This window comes from Rubellimicrobium thermophilum DSM 16684 (assembly GCF_000442315.1).
Taxonomy (GTDB): domain Bacteria; phylum Pseudomonadota; class Alphaproteobacteria; order Rhodobacterales; family Rhodobacteraceae; genus Rubellimicrobium; species Rubellimicrobium thermophilum.
Window position 1 is genome coordinate 791,540 of the sequence record NZ_KE557320.1, and the last position, 16,818, is coordinate 808,357.

Sequence of the window (16,818 nt, forward strand, 5' to 3'; positions counted from 1 at the left end):
CCTGTTGAGGAGCGCTCGGCAGGGGTCGGACAGGTCTCGAAGGGACGCGTGTCGAAGGGACGCGGTGCAGGGTGGCGGACGGAGATGGCCGCTCAGGCATCAGATGAAGGTGACAGGGCCTGCCTTCTGCTGTTCCGCGTCCTTGTGGCCGGGAAGGACCACGGTGATGAAATCTGCCGCCGGCTCGCGAGAGAGCCGGTCGGAGTCTCGATCTCCTCCATCTCGTCAAGCCTGGGCAGATCCACCCATACCGCGGCGCGAAGCGGAACCTCCGGGGCATTGAGACACAGACGCCCGTCATGCAGCGAATAGGGTCGAACAGGGTCCTCCCCCTTCTGAGGCAATTGTCAGGGGTCTGAACCGCTCAGCCGCTCCAGCTCCAGGGCCGGGTATAGGCGCCCAGTGCGCGCTGCACATCGTCGTCCGAGACCGTCCCCGTGCGCCGCAGATGCGCTACCAGGCCCAGCTTGCGGTCCTCGACCACCTCGGCCACCTCGGCCGCCACATCCGCCGCGGCCAGCGCCTCGTTGTAGACGCGCCGGATGGCAAGCTTGCGCAGATCGGGCTTGAAGATCTTGCCCACGGCCGTCTTGGGCAGTTCGGGCAGGATCTCGACATGCCGGGGATGGGCTGCGCGCTCCTGGACATGCGTCCGCGCATGGGCGATCAGTTCCTCGGGGGTGACAGAGGCGCCCTGCACCAGTTCCACATAGACGCAGGGCACCTCGCCGGCATGGGCGTCGGGCTGGCCGATCGCACCGGCCATCGCCACCGCGGGATGCTTCAGCATCGCTTCCTCGATCATGGCCGGGTCGATGTTGTGGCCGCCGCGGATGATGATGTCCTTGGCCCGCCCGGTGATCCACAGATAGCCATCGGCATCCCTGCGGCCCAGGTCTCCGGTGCGCAGCCAGGCGGGCTGTCCGTCCTCGCCGGGATAGAACAGCTCGCGGTTCCTTTCGGCGTCGGTATAGACATGGCCGCCCCAGACGCCGGGGCTCGAGACGCAGATCTCGCCCACCTCGTCGGGACCGCAGTCCCTCTGCGTGGCGGGGTCGATGATGCGCAGCTTCGTGTAGGGGAAGGGCAGCCCGACCGAGCCGATCTTGCGCTGGCCGTCAGGCGGATTGACGGAGACGAGGCAGGTCGCCTCCGTCAGGCCGTAGCCCTCGATGATCCGCAGGCCCGCGGCCTTCTCGAAGCGGTTGAACAGCTCCACCGGCAGCGGCGCCGAGCCCGAGAAGGCGAGCTGGAGCGAGGAGATGTCGGCATTGACGGGGCGCTGCATGAGAGCGCTGATGGCGGTCGGCACGGTGATGACGAAGGTTACCCTGTGCCGTTCCACCAGCTTCCAGAAATTGTCCATCACCCCTTCGCCGCGATAGCCCTGCGGTGTGGGGAACAGGATCTGCGCCCCGGAGGCGAGCGAGGCCCCCATGCACACCACGGCGGCAAAGACGTGGAACATCGGCAGGGGGCAGATCATCGTGTCCTTCTCGGTGAAGAGAAGCCGCTGCCCGAGCCAGCCATTGTAGATCAGCCCCCGGTAGCGGTGCTGGGCAAGCTTGGGCAGCCCCGTCGTTCCCCCGGTGTGGAAATAGGCGGCCACCCGGTCTGCCCCCGTGTCGGCAAAGGACAGCGAGCGCGGCTGGCGCGCGATCTCCCTGTGGAAGTCGAGCACACGCGCCTTGTGCCTCACGGGGGTCTTCGGGCGGATCAGCGGCACGATCAGCTTCTTGACGCCCGTGAGGTAGCGCAGCAGATCGACCTCCAGGACGGCCTGCACATCGGGGGCCTGCGCAACGGCCTCGGCCGCCTTGCGGGCGACATCGGTGCGGGGAAAGGCCTTCAGCGTCACCAGCACCTTGGCCTTCGTCTCGCGCAGGATGCCGGCGATCTGCCCGGCCTCGAGCAGCGGGTTGATCGGGTTGACGATGCCGGCCACCTGTCCGCCGAGATAGGTCAGCACGACCTCCGTGCAGTTGGGCAGCAGATAGGCGACGGTGTCGCTCTCGCCCACGCCCAGGCTGCGGAACAGATTGGCGGTCTGGGCGACGCGGCCCTGCAGCTCGGCCCAGCTCAGCGTCTCGGCCGGCGCCTTGGGGTCCGCGAACATCTGGAAGGTCACGGCCGGGCGGTCCGGCACGCGTTCCGCCGTGCGCGAGAGCATCTCCCATGTGGTGCGGGGCAGATCGCGCGAATCCCAGGGGCCCTCGGCCTCAATGGCGGCGGCATCCTCCAGCCCGGAAAAGGCCATCTCTCTTCCTCCCTGATGCAGTCGCCCCGTTGCCGGGCGTTCCGATCACGAGAATGGGAATCGTCGGCCCTCTGCGCAAGCGCGCCGCCGCGTCACTCTGCCGCCGTGGCCGTCATGCCCTCCGCGAACTGAAGCCGCGCGAGCCGCGCATAAAGGCCCCCTTCGGCCACCAGCGTTTCATGAGTGCCCTCGGCCACGACGCGCCCCTGATCCAGCACGATGATGCGGTCGGCCCGCTTCACGGTGGCCAGGCGATGGGCGATGATGATCATCGTCCGCGTGCCGGAGAGACTCTCGACGGCGTCCTGCACCGCCCGTTCGCTTTCGGCATCGAGGGCGCTCGTCGCCTCGTCGAGCAGCAGCAGCGGGGCATCGCGCAGGATCGCACGGGCAATGGCGATGCGCTGCTTCTGCCCGCCCGAAAGCATCACCCCCCGTTCGCCGAGGAAGGAGTCATAGCCATCGGGCAGCCGCATGAGAAAGTCATGAGCGGCGGCGGCACGGGCGGCGGCCTCGACCTCGGCATCGGTGGCATCGGGGCGGCCGAAGAGGATGTTGGCGCGGGCGGTATCGGCGAAGATCACGGGATCCTGCGGAACCAGGGCGATCTGGCGGCGCAGGGCCTCCCGGCTCATCTGGCGCAGGTCCACGCCACCGATCGTCACCCGTCCCTCCTGCGGATCGCGGAAGCGCAGCAGAAGCTGCATTACTGTCGTCTTGCCCCCGCCCGAAGGGCCGACCAGGGCAACCGTCTCGCCCGGACGCACCGTCAGATCCACCCGTTCGAGCGCGTTGCGATCCGGCCGTGTGGGATAGCGAAAGGTCACGCCCTCGAAGCGGATCTCCGAGGCCGCCAGCGAGGGCACTGGCAGGGGCTGCGGGGGATCCGTCACCGTATCGGTCAGGCCAAGCAGCTCCACCAGGCGCTCGGTCGCCCCGGCGGCACGCTGCACCTCGCCCCAGATTTCGGTCAGCGCTCCCGCAGCACCGGCGACGAGGATCGCATAAATGACGAACTGCACGAGCTGACCGATGGTCATGCGGTCGGCCGCCACATCGCGCGCCCCGACCCACAGAACCCCTACCACTCCGGCAAAGACCAGGAAGATGACGATGGCCGTCATCACCGCGCGCACCGTGATGCGGGCCAGCGCGGCCTCGAAGCTGCGCTCCGTCAGATCGGCAAAGCGCCTGCGAACCGACCCTTCGGCGGTGAAGGCCTGCACGGTCTGGGCGGCCAGAAGCGTCTCGGACGCGGCACCGGAGGAGGCGGCGATCCAGTCCTGATTCTCGCGCGAGAGGCGGCGCAGCCGTCGTCCCAGCAGCATGACCGGCACGATCGCCGCCGGAACGATCAGCAGCACCAGCCCCGTGAGCTTGGCCGATGTCACGAGAAGCATCGTCATGCCCCCCGCGAAGATCAGCGCATTGCGCAGGGCCAGCGACACGGAAGAGCCGATCACCGACAGGATGAGCGTCGTGTCCGTGGTGATGCGCGAGAGAATCTCGCCCGTCATCAGCCGTTCGTGAAGCTCGGGGCTGAGGCCAATGACACGGTCATGGACGGCCTTGCGGATATCCGCAACGACCCTCTCCCCCAGCCGCGTGACGAGATAGTAGCGCAACGCCGTCCCCAGCGCGAGAAGCGCGACGATGCCAAGGGCGGCGGCAAAATACTGGTCCAGAAGATGGGTCGCGCCGCCGAATTCGTCCACCACCCGCCGCACGGCCAGCGGCAACACGAGCGAGACCCCCGCCGTGATTACAAGGGCGATCAGGGCCAGCACGGCCATGCCCCGATAGGGCCGCAGGAAGGGCCACAGCGCCCCCAGCGCCGCCACCCGGCGCGAGAGGGGGCGGTCGCTGCTGGCGTCGTTCGGGCGCGGGGCACGGGCCATGCGGAGGGCCTTTCTGTGGATCGCGACCGCAGATAGCGGGGCGCCTGCGGGGCGGCAACCGGACGCAATGCCGCGCTGCCCGCCTGCAGGCCCCGGGTTCTCCGGCACGATCCGCCCGGGCGCCTCCTCTCACCCCCCCGGAAGGAGGGGCAGGGGCACCGTCGTCTCGCTCCGGCCGTCCGAAAAGGTCACATCCACCGTCTCGCCCACCCCATGGGCATCAAGCGCAGCCAGCAGGTCATCGAGCGTGGCGACCGGCTCTCCCTCGACAGCGATCACGACATGGCCGGGACGGATGCGCCCGTCGGCGGTCAGCGTCGCGCCCCTGATCCCGGCCTGGGCCGCGGGGGATCCGTCGGGGACGTCGAGGACCAGCGCCCCGCGCAGCCCCTGCCGGTTGACGGCCGCGTTGATCCGGGCATCGAAGAGCAGGCCCAGCGTGGGCGGCACATAGCGCCCGCTGCGGATCAGTTCGGGAACCACGCGGCGACCGTCGCGGCAGGGATGGCAAAGCCGATCCCGGCACTGCCTCCCGATGGCGAATAGATCGCCGTGTTGACTCCGATCACCCGCCCTGCCCCATCGAGCAGCGGTCCGCCCGAATTGCCGGGGTTGATCGCCGCATCGGTCTGGATCAGCCCCCGGATGGGCACACCGTCCCGCCCGGGCAGCTCCCGCTCCAGGGCGGAGACGATCCCCGTGGTCAGCGTCCAGTCGAGCCCGAAGGGATTCCCGATCGCCAGCACGCGCGACCCGACTTCCGGCGGCTTGGGCGGGGCGAGCGTCAGCGGCGCGGGCAGATCCTCGCCTTCGATCCGCAGCACGGCCAGGTCATGGCGGGGATCGGCGCCGACCAGACGGGCATCGAAGCTGCGCCCGTCGGCCAGGGTGACAAGGGCTGCGCTGGCCCCGGCGATGACATGGGCATTTGTCACCACATGCCCCGAGCCGTCCCAGATCCAGCCGGATCCGGACCCCAGCGGAACCTCTCCCGCGGCCCGTCCGAACAGGTCGCGCCGCGTGCGCGTGGTAGAGATGGCCACCACGCTGTCGCGGGCGGCACGGAACAGCGCGATGGTGGCGGCCTCCTCCGATCCGGCGGGGGCAACCGTCACCATGACCGGCGGCACAGCGACGGCGTCCGGAGCGGTCTGGGGCCCAGGGGCCGGCCCGCGCCACAGCCCCGCCAGTCCCAGGCCGAGCCCGATGCCCAGGCCCAGAGCCAGGGCAATCAGGACCGCCATCGCCAGTCTTCGGATCACCTTGCCTCCGCTATCCGATAGCATGCGCCGATTCGTGACTGGATCCCCGCTTGACCCGATCCATCTTCGGCATGCCAACCTAGACCTGTTTTCTGCCGCCACAAGGCGGCCTGTCATGGGAGACCGTATCCTTGCGCCGACTTGCCATCGCTCTTGCCGCTGCCTTGCTGCCGGCTGCCGCCCTTGCCCAGTCCTGCGGCAACGATGCCTCCGGCTTCGAGGCCTGGAAACAACAGTTTGCCCAGATCGCCATCCAGAACGGCGTCGGTCAGCGCGGTCTCGAGGCCCTTGCCGCCGCCTCCTATTCGGAGGCCACGATCCGCCTTGATCGCGCCGTGCAGCGCGAACAGCGCAGCTTCGAGGAGATCTGGCGCGTCCGCGGCGGGGACCAGCTCGCCCGTCAGGGGCGCGAACGCTATGCCGCCAACCGCGCTTTCTTCGATGCCCTCGAACAGGCCTACGGGATCCCCGGCCCCTATCTGGTCGCTCTCCATGGCTGGGAGACGAATTTCGGAGCCGATCTGCGCACGGTTCGCATTCCTGTCGTCTCGGCGATCCTGACCGTCGCCTATGACTGCCGCCGCCCCGAGCTCTTCATCCCCCATGCCATCGGCGCGCTCCAGCTCGTGGATCGCGGGATGCTCTCGATCACCGATCTGGGCGCCGGCCATGGCGAGATGGGGCACACCCAGTTCCTGCCCGGCAATGTGGTGCGCTATGGCGTCGACGGCAATGGCGATGGCCGGATCGACATGAACGACTGGCAGGATGCGCTGGCCTCCACCGCAAACATGATCGCCCGTCAGGGCTGGCAGCGCGGCGCCGGCTACGGGCCGGGCGAACCGAACTTCGATGTCATGTATCACTGGAACCGCGGCACCAATTACCGCACCGCCGTGGCCCGTCTGGCCGACATGATCCGGGGCTGAACCGGGCCTGCCGGCCGGGGGCGGGCCTCCGCCGCCGCCCCCCCCGCAAGGGACAGAGCCGGCCGCGACCCCCGCAACGGCAGGACTGCGCTGGTGCCCGCGGCGGGATTCGAACCCGCACGCCCGAAGGCAGGCGATTTTAAGTCGCCGGCGTCTGCCGTTCCGCCACGCGGGCTGCCCTGTTGCGGCGCCCGCAGAGCCTAGCCCTGCCCGCCTGACGCCGGAAGCCCCTCCTCCTTGACCGTTTCCATGGCCACATAGGTCGATGTGGCCTCCACATGAGGCAGGACGGACAGCTTTTCGGCCAGCAGGGCGCGATAGTCCGGCATTCCGGCCGTCCGCACCTTGAGCAGATAGTCGAAGCTGCCCGCGATCATGTGACAGGCCTCGATCTCTGGCACCGAAAGGACGGCGCGGTTGAACGCGGCCAGGGCCGCCTCGCGCGTGTCGGACAGCTTGACCTCGACAAAGGCGACATGGCCGCGTCCCACCGCCTGCGCGTTCAGCACGGCGCGCCAGCCGCGGATGACGCCCCGCGTCTCGAGCCGCCGCAGACGTGCCTGAACGGGGCTCTTGCTCAGCCCCACACGCGCGGCCAGCGCAGCGATGCTGATGCGCCCTTCCCGCTCCACGATCTCGAGGATGCGGCGGTCGAAGGAATCGAGGTGCATTTCAACTCTCCGTTAACCCTCTCGTGCTAGACAGGATGGGACAACGGCGAATCGCCTGCTTTCGCAGGTCAATCGCCGTCTGTCAGGTTTTTTTCGGTCTTTTGTCCTGTTGAACCGCCCTTCTCCGGGCACCTCTCCTTCTCGCCCTCTGTTAGGATCGCCGCAAGACTGTCATTCGCCGGATCTGCCATGACCCCCCGCCCCGACCTTTCCGCCCTGCGCCATGCCATCGATGCTGGGACCCTCTCGCCCGAGGGGCCGCTGCTCGATGTCCTGCGGGATCGGGCGGCCCTCTCCCCTGCCGATCGGGCCGCGATCATGGACCGCACGGCCGATCTGGTGCGCGCGATCCGCCAGGCCTCCCGCCCCGGGCTGATGGAATCCTTCCTGGCCGAATACGGCCTTTCGACGGATGAGGGGGTGGCCCTGATGTGTCTGGCCGAGGCGCTTCTGCGCGTGCCGGACGAGGGAACCATCGATGCGCTGATCGAGGACAAGATCGCCCCGTCCGACTGGGGGCGCCATCTGGGGCATTCCGCCTCTCCGCTGGTCAACGCCTCGACCTGGGCACTGATGCTGACCGGCAAGATGCTCGAGGATGAATCCCCGGGGATCGCAGGCCGCCTGCGTGCCGCCATCCGCCGGCTGGGCGAACCGGTGATCCGCGCCGCTGTCGCCCGCGCCATGAAGGAGATGGGCCGCCAGTTCGTTCTGGGCGAGAGCATCGACGCGGCCCGTATCCGCGCCCGTCCGCGCGAGGCAAGGGGGCAGACCTTCAGCTACGACATGCTGGGCGAGGCCGCGCGCACCGAACGCGATGCCGCAGCCTATCACCTCGCCTATTCGCGGGCTATTGCCGCCATCGCCCAGGATGCCACCCGCGGCAGCACCGCCGCCAATCCCGGGATCTCGGTCAAGCTGTCCGCCCTGCATCCCCGCTACGAGGAAGCCCAGCGGGACCGCGTCCTGGCCGAGCTTGTGCCCCGTCTGGCCTCGCTGACCCATCTCGCCCGCGCCGCCGGCATCGGCCTCAATGTGGATGCCGAAGAGCAGGAGCGCCTCTCCCTCTCTCTCGACATCATCGAGGCCGTGCTGCGCGACCCGGCCCTGCGCGGCTGGGACGGCTTCGGGGTTGTCGTGCAGGCCTATGGCCGGCGGGCGGGGGCCGTGATCGACTGGCTCGATGCCCTCGCCCGCAGTCTCGACCGCCGCCTGATGATCCGCCTCGTCAAGGGCGCCTATTGGGATTCGGAGATCAAGCGCGCCCAGATCGAGGGGCTGGCGGATTTTCCCGTCTTCACCGCCAAGGAGGCCACCGATCTCAGCTATCTGGCCCATGCGCGCACGCTGCTGGCGCGGGCCGACCGGCTCTATCCCCAGTTTGCCACGCACAACGCCCATACGGCGGCCGCCATCCTCCACATGGCCGCGCAGATGGGCGTGCCGAAGGACGGGTGGGAGTTCCAGCGCCTCCACGGCATGGGCGAGGCGCTCCATGACCTGCTTCACGCGCAGGAAGGGACGCGGCTGCGCATCTATGCCCCCGTCGGGGCCCACCGCGATCTTCTGGCCTATCTGGTCCGCCGCCTGCTCGAGAACGGCGCGAATTCCTCCTTCGTGCACCGCATCGTGGATGACTCCATCCCGCCCGAGGCCGTCGCCACGGATCCCTTCGGCCCCCTGGCCATCGGGCGCATCCCGACCGGCGCCGACCTGTTCGCCCCTGCCCGTGTCAATTCCCGCGGCCGCGACCTGACGGATCGCCCGACCCTCGCTGCGATCGAGGCCGCGCGCGCCCCCTTCCGCGACAGCCTCTGGCAGGCGGCCCCGATCCTCGCGGAGGGAGAGCCCAGCGGCCCCCGCCGCGATCTGGCCGAGCCTGCCACGGGCCGCCCCCTCGGCACCGTGCAGGAGGCGGATGCCGCAACCGTTGCCCGCGCCGCCGCCGCCGCCCGGCCCTGGTCCGCGCCGCTGGCCGAACGCGCCGCGATCCTCCGCGCTGCCTCGGACCTCTACGAGGCGAATGAAGGCGAGATCCTCGCCCTCCTCGCACGCGAGGCGGGCAAGACCCTTCCCGATGCCGTGGGCGAACTGCGCGAGGCCGTGGACTTTCTACGCTACTATGCCGCAGAGGCCGAACGGCAGACCCTGCCGGACGGCGCCGGGATCTGGGCCTGCATCAGCCCCTGGAACTTTCCGCTGGCCATCTTCACGGGCCAGATTGCGGCCGCGCTGGTCACCGGCAACGCCGTTCTGGCCAAGCCGGCACCACAGACCCCGCTCATGGCCCATCGCGCCGTGCAGTGGCTGCACGAGGCGGGGGTGCCCCGCCACGCGCTCCAGCTTCTTCCGGGCGGAGCGGGGACGGGCGCGGCCCTTGTCGCCGTGCCGCAGATCGCCGGCGTGGCCTTTACCGGTTCGACGGCCACGGCCCGCGCCATCCGCCGCACGCTCGCCCAGGGCGTCCCTGGCCGCCCCCTCATCGCCGAGACGGGAGGAATCAACGCCATGATCGTGGATTCCACCGCACTGCCCGAACAGGCCGTGCGCGACATCCTGGCATCTGCCTTCCGCTCTGCCGGTCAGCGCTGCTCGGCCCTGCGCTGCCTCTATCTGCAGGAGGAGATCGCCGACACCGTGCTGGAGATGCTCCGCGGTGCGCTGGCGGAGCTCCGCCCCGGCAATCCATGGGATCTCTCGACCGATCTGGGCCCCGTCATCGACGCCGCCGCCCGCGACGGAATCCTGTCGCATGTCGAACAGGCCCGGGCCGAGGGGCGCATCCTGGCCGAACTGCCGGTTCCCTCTGCGGGCACTTATGTGCCGCCTGTCGTGATCCGCGTCGGCTCCATCGGCGAGATCGGGCGCGAGGTGTTCGGCCCCGTCCTCCATGTGGCGACATGGAAGGCCGGGACGCTCGATGCCGTCATCGACGCCGTGAATGCCACCGGCTACGGGCTGACCTTCGGCTTCCATTCACGCATCGACGACCGGGTGCAGCGCGCGGTGGAGCGCGTCCATGCTGGCAATCTCTATGTCAACCGCAACCAGATCGGGGCCGTCGTCGGGTCCCAGCCCTTCGGAGGAGAGGGGCTCTCCGGCACCGGGCCAAAGGCGGGGGGGCCGCATTATCTCGCCCGGATGGCCGCCCGGCCGATTGAGGCCGCCCTCGATGAGGGGTCATGGACCGGGGCCGGGGATCCCCGGGCCCTTGCCGCGCGCCTGAGCGAGGCAGCGGCGGCACCGCCCCGCCGGCCCGCGCCGGAGCCCCTGACGATGCCCGGCCCCACCGGGGAATCGAACCGGCTCGGCCTGCATGCACGGGACCCCTTCCTCTGCCTCGGCCCCGGGCCCCGCACGGCTGCGGCCCAGGCCCGGGCCGTGGAGGAGGCCGGCGGACGCGCGGTCGAGGCGGGGGAAGGCCTCGCCCCGGAAGCGCTGACCACGCTGGCCCCTCTCGCCGGTGTCCTCTGGTGGGGAGACGAGGACCGGGCCGCCGCGTTCGAACGCGCTCTTGCTGCGCGTGACGGTGCCATCCTGCCTCTGATCCGCAGCAGGCCTGCCCGCTGGGAGGTGATGGTGAACGGCACAGCTGCATCGACACGACCGCCGCCGGCGGCAATGCCACGCTTCTTGCGGGCTCTGCCACCGGCGGGGCGGGATGAGGGATGGCGGCCGTGCCTGCCTTAGAGGTAGCGATTGACCAGATTCTCCAGTCGCTCCTGACGGCCCGACCGGGGCCGGGGTTCGATGCCCTCGGCCTCGACGCGCGCTGCCAAAGTGGCAAGGTCGGAGCGGAGGATGTCGCCGGCCTTGTCCCAGCCGGCATAACGCTCGGCCCGCGCGGTCTCGAGCTTGCCGTCCTCGAGCATCCGGGCCGCAGCCTTCAGACCGGCCGCACAGACATCCATCGCGCCCGCATGGGCCAGCACGAGATCCTCGGGATCGATCGACTGGCGGCGGATCTTGGCGTCGAAATTGGTTCCCCCCGTGGTGAACCCGCCGGCGCGCAGGATCTCGTAATAGGCCAGTGCCGTCTCGGGGACATTGTTGGGAAACTGGTCGGTATCCCAGCCGGACTGGTAGTCGTTCCGGTTCATGTCGATCGAGCCGAAGATGCCCAGAGCTGCCGCGGTGGCGATCTCATGCTCGAAGCTGTGGCCCGCCAGGATCGCGTGCCCCTGTTCGATGTTGACCTTGACCTCCTTCTCGAGGCCGAAGTCCTTGAGGAAGGCATAGACGGTGGCCACGTCCCAGTCATACTGGTGCTTGGTGGGCTCCTGCGGCTTGGGCTCGATCAGGATGGTGCCCTTGAAGCCGGACTGCTTCGCATAGTCCACGACCATGGTCAGGAAGCGTCCGGCCTGTTCGCGCTCGCGCTTCAGATCGGTGTTGAGAAGCGTCTCGTAACCTTCGCGTCCGCCCCAGAGGACGTAGTTCTCGCCGCCCAGCTTGCGCGTCGCGTCGAGGCAGGCCTTCACGGTGGCGGCGGCATAGAGGAACACATCCGGGTCCGGGTTGGTGGCCGGCCCCGGCCATGAAGCGCCGGTGCGAGAAGAGATTTGCCGTCCCCCAGAGGCAGCGCACGCCGCTGGCGGCGGATTTCTCGCCGATATAGTCGGTGATCTCCTCGAGCCGCCGGCGGCTTTCGGCGAAGGTCGCCCCTTCGGGGCGGATATCGGCATCGTGCCAGCAATAGAAGGGCACGCCCAGGATGCCGAACAGTTCAAAGGCGACATCGGCCTTGAGCCGGGCCAGATCCATCGTGTCGCCGAACCAGGGACGTTCGAAGGTCTGTCCGCCGAAGGGATCGCCCCCTTGCCAGGCAAAGCTGTGCCACCAGGCGACGGCAAAGCGCAGGTGGTCCTTCAGCGGCTTGCCGAGGACGATCTCCTCCGGGTTGTAGTGGCGGAAGGCGAATTCGTTGTCGCTGTCGGGTCCCTCGTAGCGCAGCGGCTCGATGCCCTTGAAGAAGTCGGTCATGATGGTCCCTTCGGATCAGGCGCGCCCCTTGAGCGCGCGATAGGCATCCCGGTAGCGGGCATGGGCTTCGGCAAAGGCGGGGGCCAGTACCGGATCGGGTTCCACGACGCGCGCGATGCGTGGGGGGGTGGCGATCTCGGCTCCGGCTCCGGTCGCCGCCATCATCCCCAGACGCGCCGCCCCGAAAGCGCCGCCGAAATCGCCCGCCTCGGGCACTTCGACCGGGAGGCCGAGCGAGGTCGCGATCGCCCGCAACCAGTAGTCCGAGCGCGACCCGCCCCCCACAGCGATCAGCCGTTCGAAGCGCGTGCCCGTTCCCGCCAGGGCATCGAAGCTGTCGCGGATCGCATGCGTCACGCCCTCCAGAACCGCCCGCGTCATCGCCTCGCGGTCCGTGGCGTGATCGAGATGAAGGAAGGAGGCCCGCACAGCCGCGTCGTTATGGGGTGTGCGCTCTCCGCCCAGATAGGGCAGGAAGAGCGTCCGTCCGGGCGCCTGCAGGGGGCCGAGCGCACCCGTCAGATCGGAGGCCTTCGCCCCCGCGATCCGCGCGAACCAGTTGAGGGCATCCGCAGCCGCCAGGATCACTCCCATCTGGTGCCAGGTCTGCGGCAGGGCATGGCAGAAGGTATGCACCGCGCTTGCGGCATCCGGCCGATAGGCATCCGAGGCGGCGAACAGCACGCCAGAGGTTCCCAGCGAGACGAAGGCCTGTCCGGCCTTCACCACACCCACGCCCACGGCCGAGGCGGCGTTGTCCCCGCCCCCTCCGGCGACGGGCACGCCCTTCGGCATGCCCCAGCGCGCCGCAAGATCATCGCGCAGCCGCCCCGAGACTTCGGAGCCTTCCACCAGATGCGGCATCTGAGCCCGTGACAGCCCGGTGGCGGCCAGCAGGCCGTCGTCCCAGTCCCTCCGCCCGGTATCGAGCCAGGCCGTCCCGGCGGCATCGGACATCTCGCCCGCGGCCTCGCCCGTCAGCCAGAGGCGCAGATAATCCTTGGGCAGGAGGACAAGAGAAACCCTGTCAGCGACTTGCGGCTCGTTGTTGCGAACCCAGACAAGCTTCGGCGCGGTGAATCCCGGAAAGACGATATTGCCGGTGACCGCGCGGAAGCGTGGATCGGCATCGAGGGCGGCAGCTTCTGCATGGCTGCGCGTATCGTTCCAGAGGATGCAGGGTCGCAGGACCCGGTGTGCCTCATCCAGAAGCGTGGCGCCATGCATCTGCCCGGACAGGCCGATGCCCCGCAGGGCCGAAAGATCGGCCTGCGCCGCGAGCGCATCGAGGACGGCCTCGGCCGCGGCGATCCACTCGGCCGGATCCTGTTCCGACCAGCCGTCATGCGGGCGCGAGACGCTCAGCGGTGCCGTGGCCTCGGCCAGAAGGGACTGATCCTCCCTGATCAGGACGCCCTTCAGCCCCGATGTGCCCAGATCGAGACCCAGGAACATCTCAGACCACAGCCCGCTCGGGCATCTTGCCCAGGATGATCATGCCCAGAAGGTCGTCCTCTGTCACATCGGCGATCCGCACCGTCCCCACAAGCTGACCATTCTTCATCACATGGGCGCGGTCGCACATCTTCATGACCGCATGGATGTCGTGATCGATCAGGAAGATGCCGAGTCCCTGCGCCTTGAGCTGCTGGATCAGTTCGGCCACCATCGCCGTCTCCTGCACGCCCAGCGCGGCGGTCGGCTCGTCCATGATCAGGATCTTGGCGTTGAAATAGACGGCCCGGGCGATGGCGACCGACTGCCGCTGCCCGCCAGAGAGGGCGGACACCGGCTCCTTGATCTTGCGGAAATTGGGGTTGAGACGGGCCATGATCCGGCGCGTCTCCGCCTCCATCCGGTCGTCGTCGAGGAATCCCCAGCGGTCTCGCAGCTCGCGCCCCAGGAACAGATTGGCCGGGGCAGGCAGGTTATCGGCCAGGGCGAGGGTCTGATAGATTGTCTCGATGTTGTAGCGCCGGGCATCCGCGGGGCTGCGGATGTCGGCCTTCCGGCCCTCGATGAGGATCTCGCCGGAATCGGCCCGGTAGGCACCGGAAAGAACCTTGATCAACGTGGACTTCCCGGCCCCGTTATGGCCCAGAAGGCCGACCACCTCACCGGGATAGAGGTCGATCGACACCCCGTCCACCGCGCGCACCCCTCCGAAGGAGATGCGGATATCCTTCATTTCGACCAGCGGCGTCGTCATGTCACCTCACCCCCAGACGCTTGCGATAGGCTGCGTCGATCCACACCGCGAGGACCAGCACCAGGCCGACGACGATGTTCTGGAAGGGCGTATCCACCCCCACCATTCCCATGCCCGACTGGAGCGACTGCATGATGAGTGCGCCGAGGATGGCGCCGTAGATCGTCCCCACGCCCCCGGCGAGCGCCGTGCCCCCGATCACCGCCGCAGCGATGACTCGCAGTTCGTCCAGCGTGCCGATGTCGTTGCCGTGGTTCTGAAGCCGCGCCTGCGCCACCAGTGCCGACAAGCCGCAGAGGAAGCCCATCAGGGCAAATACCTTGACCGTCAGCCAGCGTGTATTGATGCCGGAAAGGGCCGCAGCTTCCGGATTGCCGCCGGTGGCATAGATATAGCGGCCAAAGCGGGTCTTGCGCGCGATCACGGTCATGGCCACGACGACAAGGATCAGCAGCAGGACCGAGATCGGCAGGCCATGGCCGATCGAATAGCCTTCGGGCACGGTCTCGCCGCGGGCCTCGAACATCCGGCGCAGGCGGCCGGGCGGAAGCTGGTAGGCATTGAGGATCGCCACGAAGCCCAGGATCGCCCCGGCCGCGAGGGCGGACAGCACAGCTTCAGCCCAGAGCGGCTTGACCGGGAAGCCGTGGGATTCCTTGCGCTTCCGCGTGCTCCAGATTGCCCAGAGCGCGACGAGGGTGGCGGCGATACCGATGATCCAGGACCAGGTCGGGAACAGGATGCCTTCGGCCCCGCCGAACAGGATCAGCGTCTGGTCGAGCGGCCCGATGGTCTGCCCGCGTGTCGTATACCAGGCGACATTCCGCCAGATCAGCAGTCCGCCCAGCGTCACGATGAAGGACGGAATCCCCTGATAGCCCGCAAGCCAGCCATGCAGGGCCCCGATGGCGGTGCCGGTGACCAGCCCGGCGAGGATGGCAAGCGGTGCGATGGCCCAGTGGCCGAGCGGCAGGCCGAAATACTGCGGGAGCCACTGTGTCTGGGTCATGGCCATCACGGCCGAACACATGGCCAGCAGGGAGCCCACCGACAGGTCGATGTGCCGCATGACGATCACGAAGACCATGCCTGTGGCCATGATGGCGACCGAGACGGTCTGGATCGTGATGTTGAAGATGTTGCGCGGCGTCAGGAACGTGCCCCCGGTCGCCACCGTGAAGACCAGGATGACAAGCGCGAAGGCGCCCAGCATCCCCAGAAGCCGCATGTCGAGCTGAAGCTGCTCCACCATGCTTCGCCGCGAGCCCAGACCCGGATGTGTCACCTCGCTCATGCTCCCCCTTTCCTGCGGCCCATGCGGCCGCATCGTCCAGGCGCGCCCCGCAGAGGGGGGGCGCGCCGTTTCAGGCCTTTCGGCGCTCAGTTGCAGGGGGCGGGACCGTTGGTGACGCCCTGGCAGAGCGCTTCCTTCGTGATCCAGCCCGCATCCACCACGACCGAGAGATTGTCGCGAGTGATCGGCACCGGATCGAGGAAGATCGCGTTCACCGTGTTCCCGCCCGGCGTCGTGAACTGTTCGACCCCCTCGATCGAGGCCGGATCGACCCCCTGGGCGAGCTGCACCGCCACCTCGCCCGCCACGCGGCCGAGCTCGCGCGCGTCCTTCCAGACGGAGACGGTCTGCGTCCCCTGGGCGATGCGGTTCAGAGCGGCATGGTCGCCGTCCTGACCGGAGACGGGGATGCCCTGGAGCCCCTGCGCCGTCAGCGCCGCCACGACACCGCCTGCCGTCCCGTCATTGGAGGCCACGACGGCATCGACCTCGTTGTTGGTCTCGGGTCAGGATCTGCTCCATGTTGCGCTGGGCGTTGGCAGGCAGCCAGCCATCGGTATAGGCCTCGCCGACGATGGTGATCTTGCCGGCGTCGATCGCCTCCTGCAGCACCTCCTGCTGACCGCCGCGCAGGAAGTCCGAGTTGGGATCGGTGGGCGAACCCTTGATCATCACGTAATTGCCTTCCGGCGCCTGCTCGAGAACGGCGCGCGCCTGCATCCGGCCCACCTCGACATTGTCGAAGGTGATGTAGAAGGCGCGCGGATCCTCGATCAGACGGTCATAGGCGATGACCGGGATGCCGGCATCGGCCGCGGCCTGCACGGCCGGGATGATCGCCGCCGTATCCTGCGCAAGGATGATGAGCGCATCGACGTCCTGCGCGATCAGCGATTCGACATCCGCAAGCTGCTTGGAGGACGAGGACTGGGCATCCGCCGAGACATACTCCGCCCCTGCCGCCTCGAGTGCGGCCATGATCGCCGCTTCGTCGGTCTTCCAGCGCTCCTCCTGGAAGTTCGACCAGCTCACCCCGACGGTGATCTGGTCATCCTGTGCCCAGGCGGCACCGGTGAGGCCAGCCGTCATCGCAACGGCGGCCAGAATGGCTCTGCGCATCTGGATTCCTCCCTGAATCGCATGCAGCCCCGCTCAGCGGGAACCAGGACGCAGACTGCCAGAATATTTTCCTTTGTCAAAGAAAAAATGATCATGTCGCGCCTCCAGATGCAGATTTTCCCTGTTCCCTTGCGAAAATATGGGGCAAACTCCTGCATACGACCTTTGCTGTCGCAGAAATACTTTGGGGTCTGAA

At 68.4% G+C, this 16,818-nt stretch carries 9 protein-coding genes, 1 tRNA gene and 3 pseudogenes; 2 read left to right on the forward strand and 11 right to left on the reverse strand.

What is annotated here, in order from left to right:
• Positions 1-364: 364 nt before the first annotated feature.
• The 4 genes from RUTHE_RS04825 to RUTHE_RS04835 all read right to left on the reverse strand — a co-directional run bounded on the left by RUTHE_RS04825 (position 365) and on the right by RUTHE_RS04835 (position 5,417).
• Positions 365-2,257, reverse strand: a complete 1,893-nt coding sequence (locus RUTHE_RS04825) for an acyl-CoA synthetase (RefSeq protein ID WP_021097178.1) — start codon at positions 2,255-2,257, stop codon at positions 365-367.
• 92 nt (positions 2,258-2,349) lie between these two features.
• A complete protein-coding gene (locus RUTHE_RS04830; protein ID WP_021097179.1) occupies positions 2,350-4,155 on the reverse strand; it encodes an ABC transporter transmembrane domain-containing protein in 1,806 nt (601 codons plus the stop codon).
• A gap of 129 nt (positions 4,156-4,284) precedes the next feature.
• Positions 4,285-4,638: a S1C family serine protease gene (locus RUTHE_RS17395; protein ID WP_021097180.1), complete on the reverse strand. Its 354-nt coding sequence runs from the start codon at positions 4,636-4,638 to the stop codon at positions 4,285-4,287.
• Positions 4,623-5,417: a S1C family serine protease gene (locus RUTHE_RS04835; RefSeq protein ID WP_021097181.1), complete on the reverse strand. Its 795-nt coding sequence runs from the start codon at positions 5,415-5,417 to the stop codon at positions 4,623-4,625. The genes RUTHE_RS17395 and RUTHE_RS04835 overlap by 16 nt, the downstream gene beginning before the upstream one ends.
• 131 nt (positions 5,418-5,548) lie before the next feature.
• Here RUTHE_RS04835 and RUTHE_RS04840 point away from each other — a divergent pair, with 131 nt between their 5' ends.
• On the forward strand, positions 5,549-6,346 hold the full coding sequence (locus RUTHE_RS04840; protein WP_021097182.1) for a lytic murein transglycosylase: 798 nt from the start codon (positions 5,549-5,551) through the stop codon (positions 6,344-6,346).
• A gap of 91 nt (positions 6,347-6,437) precedes the next feature.
• Here the strand turns inward: RUTHE_RS04840 and RUTHE_RS04845 are convergent.
• Together RUTHE_RS04845 and RUTHE_RS04850 are read right to left on the reverse strand one after the other, a co-directional pair.
• Positions 6,438-6,521, reverse strand: a tRNA-Leu gene (locus RUTHE_RS04845).
• Between the two features lie 25 nt (positions 6,522-6,546).
• Positions 6,547-7,017 (reverse strand): Lrp/AsnC family transcriptional regulator, encoded by a 471-nt coding sequence (locus RUTHE_RS04850; RefSeq protein ID WP_021097183.1) that lies wholly within the window; start codon positions 7,015-7,017, stop codon positions 6,547-6,549.
• Positions 7,018-7,206: 189 nt separating this feature from the next.
• On the opposite strand from RUTHE_RS04850, the pseudogene putA reads away from it, so the two are divergent.
• A pseudogene (gene putA, locus RUTHE_RS04855) lies at positions 7,207-10,682 on the forward strand (bifunctional proline dehydrogenase/L-glutamate gamma-semialdehyde dehydrogenase PutA).
• A 21-nt stretch (positions 10,683-10,703) separates the two neighbouring features.
• Here the strand turns inward: putA and xylA are convergent.
• The 5 genes and pseudogenes from xylA to xylF all read right to left on the reverse strand — a co-directional run bounded on the left by xylA (position 10,704) and on the right by xylF (position 16,622).
• A pseudogene (gene xylA, locus RUTHE_RS04860) lies at positions 10,704-12,000 on the reverse strand (xylose isomerase).
• Positions 12,001-12,015: 15 nt separating this feature from the next.
• Positions 12,016-13,455, reverse strand: a complete 1,440-nt coding sequence (xylB, locus tag RUTHE_RS04865; RefSeq protein ID WP_021097186.1) for a xylulokinase — start codon at positions 13,453-13,455, stop codon at positions 12,016-12,018.
• Position 13,456: 1 nt separating this feature from the next.
• Positions 13,457-14,209 carry an ATP-binding cassette domain-containing protein gene (locus RUTHE_RS04870; protein WP_021097187.1) on the reverse strand — a complete coding sequence of 251 codons (753 nt, stop codon included), beginning with the start codon at positions 14,207-14,209 and terminating at the stop codon, positions 13,457-13,459.
• A 1-nt stretch (position 14,210) separates the two neighbouring features.
• Positions 14,211-15,503, reverse strand: coding sequence for a sugar ABC transporter permease (locus RUTHE_RS04875; RefSeq protein WP_021097188.1), 1,293 nt, complete (start codon positions 15,501-15,503; stop codon positions 14,211-14,213).
• 86 nt (positions 15,504-15,589) lie between these two features.
• Positions 15,590-16,622, reverse strand: a pseudogene (gene xylF / locus RUTHE_RS04880) (D-xylose ABC transporter substrate-binding protein).
• Positions 16,623-16,818 lie beyond the last annotated feature (196 nt).